General features: G+C 70.5%; 15 protein-coding genes. 10 read left to right on the forward strand and 5 right to left on the reverse strand.

Annotated elements, in window-relative coordinates:
- The first annotated feature begins 76 nt into the window (after positions 1–76).
- The 7 genes from ACFT4A_RS25340 to ACFT4A_RS25370 all read left to right on the forward strand — a co-directional run bounded on the left by ACFT4A_RS25340 (position 77) and on the right by ACFT4A_RS25370 (position 7,112).
- Entirely contained in the window at positions 77–1,573 is a 1,497-nt protein-coding gene (locus tag ACFT4A_RS25340; RefSeq protein ID WP_382833775.1) for an MFS transporter, read from the forward strand.
- A 71-nt stretch (positions 1,574–1,644) separates the two neighbouring features.
- Positions 1,645–2,409 (forward strand): TetR/AcrR family transcriptional regulator, encoded by a 765-nt coding sequence (locus tag ACFT4A_RS25345; RefSeq protein WP_382833779.1) that lies wholly within the window; start codon positions 1,645–1,647, stop codon positions 2,407–2,409.
- A 26-nt stretch (positions 2,410–2,435) separates the two neighbouring features.
- Entirely contained in the window at positions 2,436–3,044 is a 609-nt protein-coding gene (locus tag ACFT4A_RS25350; RefSeq protein WP_382833781.1) for a hypothetical protein, read from the forward strand.
- A 216-nt stretch (positions 3,045–3,260) separates the two neighbouring features.
- A complete protein-coding gene (locus ACFT4A_RS25355; protein WP_382833782.1) occupies positions 3,261–3,587 on the forward strand; it encodes a hypothetical protein in 327 nt (108 codons plus the stop codon).
- 71 nt (positions 3,588–3,658) lie between these two features.
- The gene (locus ACFT4A_RS25360) at positions 3,659–4,807 is read left to right on the forward strand and encodes an alpha/beta hydrolase (RefSeq protein ID WP_382833785.1); all 1,149 of its coding nucleotides are present in this window, start codon (positions 3,659–3,661) and stop codon (positions 4,805–4,807) included.
- Between the two features lie 479 nt (positions 4,808–5,286).
- Positions 5,287–6,498: a serine hydrolase domain-containing protein gene (locus ACFT4A_RS25365; protein ID WP_382833788.1), complete on the forward strand. Its 1,212-nt coding sequence runs from the start codon at positions 5,287–5,289 to the stop codon at positions 6,496–6,498.
- 233 nt (positions 6,499–6,731) lie between these two features.
- The gene (locus ACFT4A_RS25370) at positions 6,732–7,112 is read left to right on the forward strand and encodes a hypothetical protein (RefSeq protein WP_382833791.1); all 381 of its coding nucleotides are present in this window, start codon (positions 6,732–6,734) and stop codon (positions 7,110–7,112) included.
- A gap of 282 nt (positions 7,113–7,394) precedes the next feature.
- Here the strand turns inward: ACFT4A_RS25370 and ACFT4A_RS25375 are convergent, their stop codons facing one another.
- Positions 7,395–7,865 (reverse strand): PPOX class F420-dependent oxidoreductase, encoded by a 471-nt coding sequence (locus tag ACFT4A_RS25375; protein WP_215120417.1) that lies wholly within the window; start codon positions 7,863–7,865, stop codon positions 7,395–7,397.
- A gap of 10 nt (positions 7,866–7,875) precedes the next feature.
- Complete coding sequence (locus ACFT4A_RS25380; RefSeq protein WP_382834004.1) at positions 7,876–8,229, reverse strand: STAS domain-containing protein; 354 nt, start codon at positions 8,227–8,229, stop codon at positions 7,876–7,878.
- Between the two features lie 216 nt (positions 8,230–8,445).
- On the opposite strand from ACFT4A_RS25380, the gene ACFT4A_RS25385 reads away from it, so the two are divergent.
- Together ACFT4A_RS25385 and ACFT4A_RS25390 are read left to right on the forward strand one after the other, a co-directional pair.
- Positions 8,446–9,168, forward strand: coding sequence for an ANTAR domain-containing protein (locus ACFT4A_RS25385; protein WP_382833794.1), 723 nt, complete (start codon positions 8,446–8,448; stop codon positions 9,166–9,168).
- A 56-nt stretch (positions 9,169–9,224) separates the two neighbouring features.
- The gene (locus ACFT4A_RS25390) at positions 9,225–9,935 is read left to right on the forward strand and encodes an ANTAR domain-containing protein (RefSeq protein ID WP_382833797.1); all 711 of its coding nucleotides are present in this window, start codon (positions 9,225–9,227) and stop codon (positions 9,933–9,935) included.
- Here the strand turns inward: ACFT4A_RS25390 and ACFT4A_RS25395 are convergent.
- From ACFT4A_RS25395 to ACFT4A_RS25405, 3 genes are all read right to left on the reverse strand, one after another.
- On the reverse strand, positions 9,918–10,739 hold the full coding sequence (locus ACFT4A_RS25395) for a YceI family protein (protein WP_382833800.1): 822 nt from the start codon (positions 10,737–10,739) through the stop codon (positions 9,918–9,920). The two genes, ACFT4A_RS25390 and ACFT4A_RS25395, sit on opposite strands and share 18 nt — an antisense overlap.
- An 89-nt stretch (positions 10,740–10,828) precedes the next feature.
- The gene (locus tag ACFT4A_RS25400; protein WP_382833802.1) at positions 10,829–13,369 is read right to left on the reverse strand and encodes an MFS transporter; all 2,541 of its coding nucleotides are present in this window, start codon (positions 13,367–13,369) and stop codon (positions 10,829–10,831) included.
- A gap of 13 nt (positions 13,370–13,382) precedes the next feature.
- On the reverse strand, positions 13,383–13,871 hold the full coding sequence (locus tag ACFT4A_RS25405) for a MarR family winged helix-turn-helix transcriptional regulator (RefSeq protein ID WP_382833805.1): 489 nt from the start codon (positions 13,869–13,871) through the stop codon (positions 13,383–13,385).
- A gap of 215 nt (positions 13,872–14,086) precedes the next feature.
- On the opposite strand from ACFT4A_RS25405, the gene ACFT4A_RS25410 reads away from it, so the two are divergent.
- Positions 14,087–14,287 carry a hypothetical protein gene (locus ACFT4A_RS25410; RefSeq protein WP_382833808.1) on the forward strand — a complete coding sequence of 67 codons (201 nt, stop codon included), beginning with the start codon at positions 14,087–14,089 and terminating at the stop codon, positions 14,285–14,287.
- Positions 14,288–14,861 lie beyond the last annotated feature (574 nt).

Genomic DNA, 14,861 nt, shown 5'->3' on the forward strand with positions numbered 1-14,861 from the left:
GGCGGTGGCCGAGTGCCACCGCCCCTCGCCGTATCTCTGTTGTACGCCGTATGGGAACTGTTCTACGGTGTACAGCATGACGACGTCCCCACAGGAACAGGCCCCACCTCAGACGGCTTCCGGCGGCCACCCCCAACGCTGGCTGATCCTCGGTGTCGTCTGCCTCGCGCAGCTCACCGTGCTGCTCGACAACACGATCCTGAACGTGGCGATCCCCTCGCTCACCCGCGAGATGGACGCGACGACCGCCGACGTCCAGTGGATGATGAACGCGTACGCGCTGGTCCAGTCCGGCCTGCTGCTCACCGCGGGCAACGCTGCCGACCGCTACGGCCGCAAGCTGCTGCTGATGGCGGGCCTGGCGATATTCGGCGTGGGCTCGCTTGCGGCCGGCCTCTCCCAGAGCCCGGCCCAGTTGATCGCGGCCCGTGCGGGCATGGGCGTCGGCGGCGCCTTGCTGATGACCACGATCCTCGCCGTCGTCGTGCAGATCTTCGACGACAAGGAGCGGGTGAAGGCCATCGCGCTCTGGTCGACGGTCAGTTCGCTCGGGTTCGCGGCCGGGCCGCTGATCGGCGGTGTGATGCTGAACCACTTCTGGTGGGGCGCCATCTTCCTGATCAACATCCCGGTCGCCGTGCTCGGCCTGGTCGCGGTCGCCGCGCTCGTCCCGGAGTCCAAGCAGACGACGGGCGACCGGCCCGACCTGGTCGGCGCGGTGCTGTCGACCATCGGCATGACGGCGTGCGTGTACGCGATCATCACCGGGCCCGAGCACGGCTGGACGTCCGGCCAGGTGCTGGTCTCCGCGCTGCTCGGCCTGGCCGTACTCGGTCTCTTCGCCATGTGGGAGCTGCGCATCGACAACCCCATGCTCGACATGCACTTCTTCCGCAACCAGAAGTTCGTGGGCGCGGTCGCGGGCACGATCCTCGTGGCGTTCGGCATGACGGGGTCGCTGTTCCTGCTCACCCAGCACCTCCAGTTCGTCCTCGGCTACGAGCCGCTGGACGCCGGGCTGCGGACCGCGCCGCTGGCGCTGACCGTCGTCGCGCTCAACTTCACCGGGGTCGGGGCGAAGCTGGTGCTCAAGGCCGGTACGCCGGCGGCCATCGCGCTCGGCATGACCCTGGTGTCCGCGGGGCTGGCGGCGATCGCGCTGTTCGGCGGGCACGGGTACGGCGGGATGCTGCTCGGTCTGATCGTCATGGGCGCGGGTGTGGCGCTGTCCATGCCGGCCATGGCCAACGCGATCATGAGTGCGATTCCGCCCGAGAAGGCCGGTGTGGGAGCGGGGATCAACGGGACGCTCGCGGAGTTCGGCAACGGTCTTGGTGTCGCCGTCCTCGGTGCCGTGCTCAACTCGAGGTTCGCGTCCCTGGTCGCCGTGTCCGCGGCGTCGTTGCCCGCGGCGCTGGCGTCGGCGGACTCGGCGGAGGAGAAGGCGCGGATCTCCGACGCGTTCGCCTCCGGACTGGAGAGCAGTCAGCTGGTGGGGGCGGTGGCCGTTCTGCTGGGTGGTTTGGTCGCGGCGGCGTTGTTGCGGCGGGCAGAGCGGGCAGAGTCCGCGTAGGAGCACGGGCCGATGGGTGAAAGACGGCGCCGATTAGCATGATCGGCGTTGGAAGTGAGAGAAGGTGCGCCATGGCGAAAGCGGCCGACAAAGCCGGGCGGAGCAGCGTCTGGCTGGACGGCAAGGCGCAGCGGCGACGCGGTGGTGGACAGCCCTCGGGGCTGGACCGGGCGCGCATCATCGAGGTCACCGTGCGGCTGCTGGATGCCGAGGGGCTGGCGAAGTTCTCGATGCGGCGGCTGGCCGGCGAGCTGAACGTCACCGCGATGTCCGTCTACTGGTACGTCGACACCAAGGACGACCTCCTCGAACTCGCCCTGGACGAGGTCATGGGCGAGATGCGGCTGCCCGAGGCGGAAGCCGACGAGGACTGGCGCGACCAGGTGGGGGCGCTGGCCCGCGAGTACCGCGGCCTGCTGGTGCGCCACCCCTGGGTGTCGCAGCTCGTCGGCACCTACCTCAACCTCGGTCCCAACAACGTGGCGTACTCGAGTGCCGTGCAGCGCGTGGTCCGCAGGGCCGGGCTGCCCGCGAACCGGCTGACGAGCACGATCTCGGCGGTCTTCCAGTTCGTCTACGGGTACGGCACGCTCGAGGGCCATCTCTCCACCCGGGCCGCGGCCGCGGGCATGACCCTGGACGAGTACTTCCAGGAAGCCATGAGCATGGCGACCGAGTCCTCCCAGGCCGCCGATCTCATCCGGGACTCCCAGGAGATGATGGCGGCCCGCGGCGGCGACACGGTCGCCGAGATGCTGGAACGGGACTTCGAGTACGCGCTGGAGCTGCTGATCGCGGGCATCGAAGCGATGGTCGCCCGCGAAGCGAACTCCTAGCGAACCCCTAGGGGCTGTCCGCCGAGATGACGGTGGAGTCGTGCGACAGCTTCCGCGCCGTGGTGGTGGCGTGCGGCGATCGCCGCTTCGAGCTCCTGCTGTCGCAGGACAACTGGGTCGCCGAGCTGTGCCGCGTCCCGGGGTGTGGGCACCTCCCGGTGGCCGATGCCTTGATCCCGTACTGCGGGCGCCGGCATCTCGCCGAGCGCTCCGGGAAGGAACTCGCCGAGATGGCTTGGGCGTGGGGGAACGACCGGCGGCAGGAGTTCGAGAGCACACCGGCCGCCGCGCACGTGGGGAACCAGGGCTACGCGCTGATCGCTGCCGCTGTCTCCCAGGGAGCGTTCTCCCGGGTCGCCGCTCAACTGGTCGAGGGCTGCTACGGGGAGCCGAATCTGATCGACGACATCTACCTCAACGAAGCAGAACCCATGGCCGTCCGGCACGCGATCGACAATGAGCACCTTCTGCTGAAGACGAGGGCCAGGTCCGCCGCGGCCCATATCCAGAAGCTGGCCGGCGGCCTCTGCGTATGCGGGGCCACCCTGTTTCCCGCCCCTGAGGCGAATGTGCCCGCCCGGTACTGCTCCACCCAGTGCGCCTCGTCAGCGGCGGCCTCGACGGCGATCCGGTAACTACACGTCAGCCCCGGTTGGACCCGTTGGATCACCGGTGGTCGAGCCGCGTCCCCGTCCGCCACCGGCTGACCGGCCGTGGGACATCGCATGCCGGGCGCCCGGCCGTGCTGTCGGAGGCGGCTTGTATCCTGCACGCATTCGATGATCGGACGATCACGCGTACGGGCATGTGCGCACGGGGCGGGCGTCCAGGGGCGGGAGCGCGGGGATTCGATGAGTGACGCACGTCCGTTACGAAGCCGCAGACCGGGCCTCTCGGCCGGCGCGTGCATCAACGCCGGGGTCGTCCTCGCCGCGATCGGGGCCGTCGGCGCCTGGCTCCAGCACGACGCTCCCGGCCGGAGTGCGGAGCCGCGTACGGAGTTCACCGCGAACAACCCGCCCGCCGGTCTGCCCACCGCGCTCACCACGGGCCAGCACCTCCACTGGTCCCGCTGCACCTCGCCGCCCACCGCGCGCACGGGCTACGACTGCGCCACCATGAAGGCCCCCCCCTGGACTACCGGAAGCCGGACGGCAGGACGATCGACGTCGCCCTGATCCGCCGCAAGGCCACCGGCCCGAACGCCCGGCGCATCGGCTCGCTCGTCCTCAACTTCGGCGGCCCCGGCGTGTCCGGACTGCCCGAACACCTCAACCAGTACGAGCCGCTCCTCGACCGCTACGACCTGGTCTCCTTCGACCCGCGCGGCGTCGGCGCGACCATCCCCGTGCGCTGCGGGAAGACCGCGGACGACACCGGCTACGACGGGGCCGACGCCTGCGCCGAGCACTCCGGGGCGCTCCTCCCGTACATCGGTACCTCGCACACCGCGCGCGACCTCGACCTGATGCGCTACCTCCTCGGCGACGAGCGGCTGCACTACTTCGGCGTCTCGTACGGAACGGCGCTCGGCGCGGTCTACGCCCACCTGCACCCGTCGCACGTCGGACGGCTCGTCCTCGAAGCGTCCGTCGATCCGACCGAGGACCTCGACGAGGGGCAGGTGTCGCAGGTCAAGGCGGTCCAGGCAGCGTTCGACCGGTTCGCCGCGCACTGCGCGGCCCGTATCCGCCACTGCCCGACCGGCGACGGGCCCGAGGAGGCCGCGCGGCGCATGGCGCGCCTGGCCGACCGCCTGGAGAAGAAGCCCGCCCCGGCCGGCGCCGGAAGGAACCTCGACGCGGACCACCTCGCGTACGCCGTCAGCGGCCATCTCGACCTCGGCACGGACGGCTGGGCGCCGCTCGCCAAGGCCCTCACCGCGCTGATCGACCACAACGACGGCCGTCCGCTGAGCGAAGGCGCGGACCACATCGGATCCGCCGACCGCGCGGCGACCCCGCGCGACAACAGCCGCGCCGCCCAGACCGCGATCACCTGCGCGGACTCCAGCCTGCGCCCCGGCTTCGAACGCCTCGACCGGGACGAGGCCCGCATCAAAGCCGCCTCACCCGTCTTCGGCGCGGCCTGGTCCACCGGCGTCTACCGCTGCTACGACTGGCCGTTCGACGGCGAGCGCACCACGCTCCAGGTGAACGCCGACAGCGCGGCTCCCGTCCTAGTGGTCGGCGGCACCGGCGACCCGACCACCCCCTACCCCGGTGCCCGCCACATGGCCCGCGCCCTGGGCGACGGCGTCGGCGTCCTCCTGACGGCTGAGGAGGAGGGCCACGGCACGTACCCGCAGAACCGCTGCGTCACGGAGACGGTCGACCACTACCTACGCACGGGCCGTACCCCGGCTCCGGGAACGGTGTGTCGGGGCAGCATGTCCTGAGGCTCGTACGGATCCGCCGGGCGGCCGTCAGCACACCGGTTCGCTCGCATGGGCTGTGCGACATCCCGTGGGTTGCTCTGGGCATCCGTGAGTCTTCAACCTTGTGGCCAGGAGGTTCGTCCCCTCTCCCGTAGCAGTTCGCGGACTGACGCGGACGCCTCCAGCCCGGCGGAAGGGAGGAAGGCGTGGCCCCCCGCAAAACCGCCTCCCGCGCCGGCACGGCGTCCGGACCGAGGCAGGGGCCTGCCGCCGATACTGCCACGGCGTTGGCGGTGGGCCTGCTGGTCACGGCGTTCGGGAATGGTGTGCTGCAGGCTCGGTCATCGATCCTCACCGGGGGTTATCCCCACTGCCGTTCCGGATGATCGCCCCATCGCATCGGCCGGCACCGCTCGGGCATCGTGAGCTGGCGAGGAGAGGGCGGGGTTTGAAAAGCCCTCCGCAGCAGCGGCTTTGCCACGACGACGGAGGATGGACACGTGATCAAGCACAAGCGTGCACTGGGTGGGGCACTCACGCTGGCCGTGGCAGTCAGTGTGCTGGGAGGCAGCCTGCCGGGCAACACCGCCACCGCGGCGACCACGGCCAATACCACCAACGCACATTCCACCCACACTGCCGACGGCACGCAACTGCGCGCACTCATGCACCGGTTGACCACCGCAGACGGTGCGCCCGGAGCACTCGTCGCGACGCGGGACAGAGGCGGCAGCGCGGTGCTGACCAGCGGCGTCGCGGACGTGGACAGCCAGGCTCCGGTGCGCGGCGACAGCAGGTTCCGGATCGGCAGCATGACCAAGCCCTTCGTGGCCACAGTCGTGCTCCGTCTGGTGGGAGAGCACCTCGTCGATCTCGACGCCCCGGTGGAGCGCTACCTGCCCGGCGTCGTGCGCGGCCACGGAAACGACGGCCGGATGATCACGGTCCGTATGCTCCTCCAGCAGACCAGCGGCCTGCCCGAGTACCTCGACTACGTCAACCCGCAGGACATCCTCAAGGACCCGCTGGCCCACCACGACACCCGCGACCTGGTCAACCTCGCGCTCGCCCACCCGCCGACCTTTGAGAAGCCCGGTGCGAAGCCCGGCTCCGAGTGGCACTACTCCAACACCAACTACCTGCTGGCGGGCATGCTCATCGAGAAGGTGACCGGACACTCGTACGGCGACGAGATCCGTCGGCGCATCATCGAGCCGCTCGGGCTGCACGATACGTCCGTGCCGGGCGATGCCACGTCGATCCCCGGACCGCATCCGCGCGGGTACGTACGCCCAGGCGAGGACGCGCCGCTCATGGACATCACCGCGTTCAACCCCTCCCTCGCGGGCGCGTCCGGCGAAATGATCTCCAGCGGCACCGACCTCAACCGCTTCCTGGGGGCCCTCGTTCGCGGCAAGCTGCTGCGCCCGGCCCAGCTCAAGGCGATGATGAAGACCCGGTCGACCGGCAGTGACGACGGTCGTGCATACGGCCTGGGCCTGGAGAGCAGGCCGCTGCCCTGCGGCGGCCTCTACTGGGGCCACGGCGGCGACGTCTTCGGCTACCAGACCGCGGGCGGCGCCACAGCCGACGGCAGGCAGACGGCTGTCATGACGAACGTCGACCCGGGTGGAACGGACGCGCAGGACGACGACATGAAAGCCGCCGTTCAGACGGGGTTGTGCGAGGGACGACACGCACACTCCCAGTAGCGGTTCGCCGCCACTTTCGGGCCACCGTTTCGTGGCAGCAGCACCACGGAAGCAGCGCCGTTGGTCAGCAGGCTCTGACCAACGGCGCTGTATGCGTCAACCGTGCTTCCGCTCGATCAAGGAGTCACCTTGCGTAGGCGGGTTGACCGTGTGCGGGATGAGTCGTGAAGGCCGCCACGTACGTTCCTCGGCCTCTCTAGGGTTCAAGATCGATAACCATTGGAGGTTCTGACGTGCGTACAGCTCTGCGAAATGTCGTCGCGGCGGTGGCCATAGGGGCCACGGGCGCTGCGCTCGCGTCCGCGCCCGCGAGCGCGGCTGGTCACAAGGTGTACACCTCGTACAACACGACGACCACTGCCAAGGCGACCTTCCACAGTTACGGCGACTGGTATCAGCTCAAGGACTTGGTTCCGGAGGGGATAGGGGTCGCGCTTCAGTACAAGAAGAAGGGCGGTGAGGTCGAGACCGTGCATTGGAGCGGCCAGGATTGGCCTGTCGCTCCCGACGAGAACTACCGGGAAGGCCAGGTCGTCTATTTCCGCGCGTGCAGCGAGAAGGGCCATCACGGAAAGCTCCGTTACTGCGATGACTGGATAAAGGGCACCGCCTGAGGGTCACCCTCTGTAGGCGGGCTGGGTCCTTCCCGAGACAGCGGCCGCTTGGTGTGTACGCGTACTGTCCCCGCCGCGGCCGGGCTCGTCGGCTCACCCTGTCCGAGGCTCACGCCGAGGTCCTGCGCTTGGTCGAGTACATCGACAAGGACGTCGCTACCTGGCACCCGGCCCTGACCGGCGTCCGGCTCAGCGCGCGAGGGAGCGGCGGTTGGCGACCCGGGTGGCCTCGCCGGCCAGGTCGTCGTCGAAGCCGACGATCATCTCGAGCTCGGCGATCGTCTAGTCGCCCTCCACCAGCCGCGCCGGGAACCCACCGGTCGCCACCGGCCCCCACCGCTCCGGCGTGATCCGGATGATCGACTTGCCCTGCTTGGCCATGGCCGCGCGGTACTCGTCCCAGTCAGGGTGCTCACCGGCGATGTTCCGGTAGTACTCCACCAGCGGCTCGATGGAGTCGGGGGTGTCGACGACCTCGGCGGTGCCGTCGACCTGGACCCACGGGCCGTTCCAGTCGTCGCTCAGGACGATCAGGCTCACGCGCGGGTCCCGCTTGGCGTTGCGGGTCTTGGCCCGCTCCGGGTACGTGGAGACCACGATCCGGCCGGAGTCGTCGACACCGCAGGTCAGAGGCGAGCCCTGGGGGCCTTCGTCGGCCCGCCGGGTCAGCAGGATCGCGTGGTGCCGGGGCCGTACGAAGTCGAGCAACTCGTCGAGGGAGACACGGGTGTTCGTCGCGATGTTCGGTGCCATGGGCGGCAGCCTACGACGCCAGGGCCTCGGCGAGGTTGTCGTACACGGGGACGTCCCGGCGCAGTCCGGTCAGCTCCAGGACGCTGCTCGTGACGCCGTCGGGTCGGGCCACCAGACGCACCCGGGCCTCGGGGCGCAGCCGGTGGCGGATGTCGTTGATGAGGCGGACGCCCTGGGAGTCCATGAAGGACGTGCAGGAGAGGTCGAGGACGAGCAGTTCCAGCCGGTCGCCCCGGTCCCGGGCCGCGGACATGATCAGCGGCAGCAGCTCCGCGGCGTTGCAGAAGTCGATCTCCGCGGGCATCGTGAGGTAGACACGGCCGGGCAGGTCCCGAGGTTCGGTGGGATTCGGGATGAAAGTCACAGCACTCACCTGGCAGACGTTCGTCCGGATTCCGGTAAGGCCGCTTCCTGACCCTTGGGCCCATTCCACCACGCCGGGGCGCGGCTGCGGAAGCGCCTGTCGCGGCCGTCGGCCGGACGTCACCTGGACGCAACCGAGCAGCTAGAGTGCTGTCCGTCCTGTGCTCGCAGTCGGGAATGTGCTGCGGAGCTCTCCTGCGCACGGCCATGGCCGTGCATGCCGAAGAGGTTCGTGGTGGCTGCGTCCGAGTTTCCTGATTTGCCCCGTTTTCCGGTTGGCTCCGAGCTGGCCGAAGCCCTGACGGTGGCGTCTCAGCAACTGCACGAGACGCTCACTCCCCACAACACCCTGCGCACAGCCGTTCAGCTGGCCGTGCACCTCATGCCCGGGGCCGAGCACGCCGGCGTCTCCGAGCTCGAGCGCGGCAGCCGGCTCCGTACGCTCGCCTGGACCGACGAGGTCGTGCGCTCCGCCGAGGCCCGGCACACCGGCCGCGAACAGCACGGGCACTGGGAGCGGTTGTGGAACAGCCCGGTGGCGCGGACAGGGGACAGCGAAGCGGACGACGGCTGGGACGTGCTGTCCGCCCTGGGCCTGCGCTCGGCGCTGTCGCTGCGGCTGCGCGCCGACCGCCGCCGGCTGACCGTGCTCACGGCCTACGCGCGCAAGCCCGGCGTCTTCGACGAGGACGCGACGCGCATCGGCCGGCTGTTCACCGCGCACGTCAGCATCGCCCTGGACTCCGCGACCGTGCGCGAGCAGCTCACCGAGGCCATGCACACCCGGGACCTGATAGGCCAGGCCACCGGCATCCTCATGGAGCGCCAGGGCATCGACGCGGCCGCGGCCTTCGAGAGCCTGGTGCGGGCCTCCCAGCGGGAGAACGTGAAACTGCGCGACATCGCCCGCCGCGTCGTCGGCACGCACAACAGCACCTGACTGCGCCCGGCTACGTCGGGGGCGTGGGCGCGGGACGACGGGATACACGTACGGTCATGAGTTCCGAGACGTCCGAGACGCTGGACCAGGCGATGGTGCGCAGCAGTGGTCTCGACACCCTGCTGCACGATCTGACCGACCGTGCGGTGCGGGAGGTGCCCGGCGCCGCCGCGTGCAGCATCACGGTGCGCCGGGCCGGGCGGCTGCTCACCCTGGCCGGCAGCGACGGCCTGCCCAGCGGCCTGGACCTGCGCCAGTACGAGAACGGTTCGGGCCCCTGCGTCGACGCCGCCGAGACCGGCGACGAACAGTACGCGCCCGATCTGACGACCGAGTCCCGCTGGCCGCCGTACACGCGGTACGCGCTCTCCGTAGGCGTCGGATGCGTGCTGGCCGTGCCCATCGACATCGAGGACGAGACGGGCGCGGCGCTCAACTTCTACGGCGAGGAGCCCGGGGCACTGTGCGCGAGCCGGGAGGCGGCCCGGGCCTTCGCCGGCCGGGCCGGGGACGCGATCGACGTGGCCCTGCGCATCGAACGCGGGCGCCAGTCCGCCGCCGACGTACGCACCGCGCTGCTCTCCCGCAGCGTCATCGACCAGGCGATCGGCATCCTCATGGCCCGGGAGCGGATCGACGCGCGCATCGCGCTGGAGCGGCTGCGCCGGGTCTCGCAGGACCGGAACGTCAAACTCCGCGACCTGTGCGACCAGTTGGTGGCGCGCGTGTCCCGGCCGTCCGGACCGGCCTCAGACCGCCGGAAGTGACTCGCCCTGCACGGCCTGGATGTCCAGCTCGACCTTGAGCGTCGTGCCGATGGCGGCGATGCCCGCCTGGAGCACCTGGTTGTAGTTCATCGCGAAGTCCTCGCGGTGCAGTTCGGTCGTGGCGCGGAACGCCGCGCGGGTGCCGCCCCACGGGTCCGGGCCCGTGCCGAGGTAGGCCAGATCGAGGTCGACCGGCCGTACGACCCCGTGCATGCCCAGCTCGCCGTGGACCGTCCACCGGTCGGAACCGGCCGCCGTCAGCCCGGTCGACCGGTAGGTGATCTCGGGGAACCGCTCCACATCCAGGAAGTCCGGCGACTTCAGATGCCCGTCGCGCATGCCGTTGCCGGTGTCGACGGACGCGGCCCGGATCACCGCCTCCACACGGGACTTGGTGACGTCGTCCGGGGCGATCTCGATCGAGCCGGAGAACTCCGTGAACCGGCCGTGCACGCTGGAGATGCCCAGGTGCTGTGCCACGGCGGCCACGCTGGAGTGCACCGGGTCGACGGTCCACGGGCCGGGCGGCGGCAGTTCGGTGCCGCCCTGCCGCGCCAGCGTCACCGTGCCGACCTCGGCCCGCCCGCTCGCGGTCACGATCACACTGGAGGCCGCGGGCGCGTACCCGACGGCCGTGACGATGACGGTGTACGCCCCCGCCTCCATCGGCGTCGTGTCCCTTACGGCGCCCTCGGCGTCGGCCTCGGCACGCAGCACCTGCGCGCCCCTCATGTCCGCCACCGTGACGACCGCGTGCGACACGGCCCAACCGTCCCGGGTACGGATCCTCGCGGTCAGTCCCATCTCAACTACTCCTCAGAAAGAAACCGGCCCGCGACAGGGGGCGCACCTCCGCTCAGAGCGCGCCCCACCGCCACGGGCCGGGGTCCCTGTTACTCGCCGGGGTGGGCGAGTTCGATGTCGTGGCCGTCGGCGCCGGTGCCCGTGACCGTCAGGGCGGTGGCCACCGGCGGGTAGCCCGTGGCGATGACGGTGTACTCGCCGCCGTCCAGGTCGGTGAAGGCGTACGCCCCGTCCGTGCCGGTCGTGGCCGAGCCGACGACATTGCCCGCCTGGTCGACCAGCGTCACCCGGGCGTCGGCCAGCGGGCCGTGCGGAGCCCGCACGACACCCTGGACGCGGGCGCCCGAATCCAGGTCTATCTCGACCCTGGTGACGCCCGTGCCGCCCACCTCGACGGGCAGGGCCCGCGGCCGGAACCCGGCGGCGTTCACCGCGACGGTCACCGCCCCCGGCACCAGCTCGGCGAAGGTGAAGTCGCCCTGCTCACCGGTGGTCCCGGTGGCCAGCAGGTCGCCGCGCACATCGGTCACGATGACCATCGCGTCCTTGACCGGCTGCCCGTTCTCGGCGGCCCGCACCAGACCGGTCAGCCCGCTGGTGCCGCTGAGCAGGATGTCGTAGGCGACCGGCTCGCCGTTCACCACGACCGTGGACGCCTGCGGCTGGAAGCCGTCGGCGGAGGCGATCAGGACGTACGAACCGGAGCCCGGGGCGTCCACCGCGTACGAGCCGTCGGCCTGCGCCACGGACCGGCCCAGCTGACGCCCGGCCAGCGAGATCAGCGTGACGGCGGCCTGCGGCACGGGCGCGGACTCGGCGCCGCGGACGAATCCGCGAACGGGGACGCCGGGAGCGCCACCGGAGGCCTCCTCCGAACGGACCGCCGTGGCGACGGCGCCAAGCCGCTGCGTGCCCTCGGTTCCGGTCCCGCTCCCGTCGACGGCCTCGTTCTCCGCCACGGCCCAGCTCGGCACGGCCTTCTCCGCGGCGGGAGCCACAGCCTCCGCAGGCGTCCGGGTCTCCGGCTCGGCGGCCTGCGCCAGCGCGCCCTTCGTCTTCAACGGGACCTCCTTGATGAACAGCGCCACCAGCAGCGCGAGCAGCGCCATCGGGGCCGAGTAGAGGAACACGTCCGCGACACCATGGCCGTAGGCGCTCTCCACGACGGTGCGCAGCGGCGCGGGCATCGCGTCGAGGTCGGGGATGCCGCCCCCGCCCGTGCCGGCGTGGCCGAGGGCCGCGCCCTTGGGGCCGAGGTCGGCGAGGCCGTCCTTGACGTAGTCGGTGATCTTGTTGCCGAGGACCGCGCCGAGCGCCGAGACTCCCACGGCACCGCCCAGGGACCGGAAGAAGGTCACCGTGGAGCTGGCGGCACCCAGGTCGCTCGGCTCCACCTGGTTCTGCGTGCAGAGCACCAGGTTCTGCATCATCATGCCGATGCCGAGACCCAGCAGCGCCATGAAGATCGCGATGTGCCAGTACTCGGTGTCGTACCGGATCGTGCTCAGCAGGCCGAGGCCCGCCGTCACCAGCACACCACCGGCGACCAGCCACGCCTTCCAGCGCCCGGTGCGGGTGATGACCTGGCCGGAGACGGTCGAGGAGACGAACAGCCCCGCGATCATCGGAATGGTCATGACCCCGGACATCGTCGGCGACTTGTCCCGCGCCAGCTGGAAGTACTGGCTGAAGAACACGGTCCCCGAGAACATCGCGACACCGACGAACAGGGAGGCGACGGAGGCCAGCGTGATGGTGCGGTTGCGGAACAGCCGCAGCGGAATGATCGGCTCGCTCGCCTTCGCCTCGACGAGGACGAACACCGCCAGCAGCACGACCGAGCCACCGACCATCGCATAGGTCTGCCACGACACCCAGTCGTACTTGTCACCGGCGAAGGTCACCCAGACCAGCAGCAGGCAGACGGCCGCGCTGATGAAGAACGCCCCGGCCCAGTCGACCTTGACCTTCCGCTTCACCACGGGCAGGTGCAGGGTCTTCTGCAGCACGATCAGGGCGATCACCGCGAAGGGCACGCCGACGTAGAAGCACCAGCGCCAGCCGAGCCAGTCGGTGTCGGTGATGACACCGCCGACCAGCGGACCGCCGACCATGGCCGTCGCGAAGACGGCGCCCAGGTAGCCGTTGTAGCGGCCGCGCTCACGCGGGGAGATCATCGCCGCCATGATGATCTGGGCCAGCGCGGACAGACCGCCCATGCCGATGCCCTGGACCGCGCGGAACGTGATGAGCATGCCGGGGTTCTGCGACATACCGGCCGCCGCCGACCCCAGCACGAAGATGACCAGCGCGAGCTGGATCAGCAGCTTCTTGGAGAACAGGTCGGCGAGCTTGCCCCACAGCGGGGTGGACGCGGTCATCGTCAGCAGGGACGCGGTCACGACCCAGGTGTAGGCGCTCTGGCCGCCACCGAGGTCGCCGATGATCCGGGGCAGGGCGTTGGAGACGATCGTCGACGACAGGATCGCGACGAACATGCCGAGCAGAAGGCCGGTGAGGGCCTCCATGATCTGCCGGTGCGTCATCGGAGCGCCGTCGCCGGAGGGACTGTGCGAGCCTCCCCCGTGCTTGGCATGAGCCCGCACACCGGCTGGTGTGGTCGTTGCCATGGGCTTCCTTTTCTTACGTGCTTGCGGGTGTACGGGTGGTCTGTGCGACGGCGGGTGGTGCCGCCCGGGGCGCGGGCCGGCAGTCGAAGCTCTCCCGCAGCCGTGCCATCAGCTGCGTGAGCCGGCGGACGTCCTCGTCGGACCAGTCGCTCAGACGCTCTTCGAGCACCTCGGTGGTCCGCCGGGACAGCTCGTCGAGCTGGGCGTCGCCGGCGGGGGTGAGGCGCAGGATGCGTGAGCGCTTGTCCGCGGGGTCGGGGGAGCGTTCGATCCAGCCCCGGTCCACGACGTGCGCGACATGGCGACTGGTGACCGACATGTCCACGGCGAGCAGCTCGGCGAGCTTGCTCATGCGCATGTCTCCGTGGCGGCCCAGCAGGGTCAGCACGGCCGCCGACCCGCCGGGGCATTCGGCCGGCATGATCCGTCCGAGCTCCCGCTTCACGGCACCGAAGGCACTGAACTGGCGGACCAGCTCTTCGTACTGCGCCCTCTCGGCCATGACACCTCCCGCTTTCGTTGCTTAGGGCAACCATAGGAGCTGTTGGTTGCTGAAGGCAAATAAAGGAGGTGAATGCGACGCCAAAACTTGGCAAAGGCAAGTATTGCGTCAGTAAATGTGCTGGTGGCGAGGGTGGTGGTACCGGTCGTCCCGGGGCAAACGGAAGGGCAACCCCCACTTGGGGAGCCCCGGCGTTTTCGCTAGGGTCTCGGGCCATGGCTAACAACCAGGCCCCCCAGGGCAATCACGACCCTGCCGGCAACACCCAGATGTTCCGCGCGTTCGTCGACGAGGCGCCGCAGGGGCGGCAGGCCGCGGCGACATCCGCCGGCGGCGGCCCGCGCATCGGCCTCATCCTCGGCGTCGTCGTCGCCGTAGCGATCGTCGCGGCGGTGGCTTGGCTGGCGCTGGCGTAGCGCGCGACGTCCGCCCTGGCGTTGGGTCAGGGCCGGGTGGGTGCACAACTCGGCGTCGCGAGGTACCCGGCGTCGGTACCGCTGCCGGGTGGGTTCGCAACCCGGCGGAACGGGGTGCCGCTGCGCCCACCCGTGCCGCCCTTAGCGGCACGCATGCCCGCAGCGGCGGCCTGCGTCAGCCTGCGGCGGCTCGCAGCGGCGCCGGGCGACAACCGGAGGCGGCTACGGCGGCTCGCCGCGACCACAGGCGGGCTCAGCCGAGGCGTGCCCGCACCCGCGCACGCACGGAAGGGGACGTGTCGGGGGGTGTCCGCCCGCAGCGGTTGGCGCGTCAACGAACAGCGAGTCGGTACCCGACCCCATCGCGCCGTTCCGAGGACGGACACCCCCCGACGCGGCCCCGACCCACGACGAAGCGGCAGGCGCACGCAGGACGAAGCGGCAGGCGCCCTACGGCGAAGCCGCAGGCGGGCTCGCGATGAAGCCGCAGCGCCAGGGCGAGGTAAAGCCGCAGCACCACACGATGGACCGCAGCCGGGGGTGGCGACGAAGTGGCAGGTGCCCCACGACGAAG

The organism is Streptomyces sp. NPDC057099 (assembly GCF_042671245.1).
GTDB lineage: Bacteria > Actinomycetota > Actinomycetes > Streptomycetales > Streptomycetaceae > Streptomyces > Streptomyces purpurascens.